The sequence below is a fragment of the Limimaricola litoreus genome (genome assembly GCF_024159025.1).
GTDB classification, from domain to species: Bacteria; Pseudomonadota; Alphaproteobacteria; order Rhodobacterales; family Rhodobacteraceae; genus Limimaricola; species Limimaricola litoreus.
Genome location: NZ_JAMYXC010000152.1, coordinates 1 through 1,254, shown reverse-complemented (window position 1 = coordinate 1,254; position 1,254 = coordinate 1). Strand labels below are relative to the sequence as shown.

Annotated in this window: 2 protein-coding genes; both read right to left on the bottom strand. The window is 72.1% G+C overall.

Annotated features, from left to right (window positions below; translation table 11 throughout):
• On the bottom strand, positions 1–714 hold a 714-nt coding region (larE, locus tag NHG85_RS09985; protein WP_253331988.1), incomplete at its 3' end, for an ATP-dependent sacrificial sulfur transferase LarE.
• On the bottom strand, positions 707–1,254 hold a 548-nt coding region (larC2, locus tag NHG85_RS09980; protein ID WP_253331986.1), incomplete at its 5' end, for a nickel pincer cofactor biosynthesis protein LarC2. The genes larE and larC2, both read right to left, overlap by 8 nt.

Here is a 1,254-nt window from a genome sequence, read left to right as displayed (position 1 = left end):
CAGCGCGGTCACGCGGGCGAGCGTGGCGTCCGAAAGCGCCTCGCTGGTCTCGATCCGCACCCCGTCGCGGGTCAGGCGGCAGCGCAGATCCGCGGGCGCTCCGGGGGCCGCGGCCGCGCGCATGAGCGTCTCGACCCGGTCGATGAAGGCGAGATCCTCGGCCCGGATCGGGATGCCGGTTTCCACCCGGCTCGCGAGGCAGGGCTGCGCCGGCAGACTGGCGATCCCGTCCAGCCCCAGCCTTGCCGCGAGACCGCGCAGATCGGCCTTCGACATGCCGGCCTCGACATAAGGATGCACCACGCCGTTTTCCCCGGCGGCGGCGAGGCCGGGGCGGTATTCGCCCAGATCGTCGGTGTTCGTCCCCGCCGCGATGACGCCCGCCGTCACGCTTCGGATGCGGGCGTAGAGGTTGCGCTTGCAGAAATAGCAGCGGTTGAGCGGGTTGCGCAGGTAGTCGGGATCGGCGAATTCGCCCGCCTCGATCACCTGCAGCGTCCAGCCCTCCTGCGCGGCGAGCCGCCTGACGCGCCGCGTCGCCTCATCGGGCACGGCCGGAGAGACGGCATGGGCGACAGTGACGGGTGCGATCCGCCCGGCAAAGGTGGCGAGCGTCAGACTGTCGACGCCGCCGCTCACCGCGATGACGAGCGGCGCGTGGCGCGACAGGACGCGCGCGAGGTCGGCTTCGGTGCCAGCCATGGTCTCAGCCATCCGCCGTCCCCCCGCCTGCCGCGCGCCGGGCCGCGAGGGTGGCGATCCCGGCCAGATCGTCGCTTTCGATCTTGGTGGTGGCGCCGCCGGGGCGATCGACCGTCTTGCTGCGCAGCCCCTGCACCCGGCCCGCGCGCCGCCTGAGGATCTGTCGGCGCAGCGGCTCCAGCCTCAGCCCGATGGTGCTCGTCTCCTCAAGGCAGAGCCGGGCCACATCCTCCACGAGATGCGGCTGGCTCAGCACGGTGACGTTGTAGCGGATGCGCGATTTCTTCCCGTGGCCGAGGGTGTAGCCCGCGTCGAGCACGCCTTCGCCCGCGCGGATCCGGTCGAGCGCGACGGAGATCTCCTCGGGCGTCATGTCGTCGATCTCGAAGGCGATGCTGCCGACGAGATCGCGATCATCGGCGGTCTCGAAGCACAGCAGCCTGCAGATGTTGGGAATGCCCTCCAGCTCGCGCTGCCCGGCACCGGTGCCGCTGCCGCGCAGGACCAGCCCTGCGGGGGCGGCGCCCTGGCGCGGGGCGAGGTGGCGCAGGA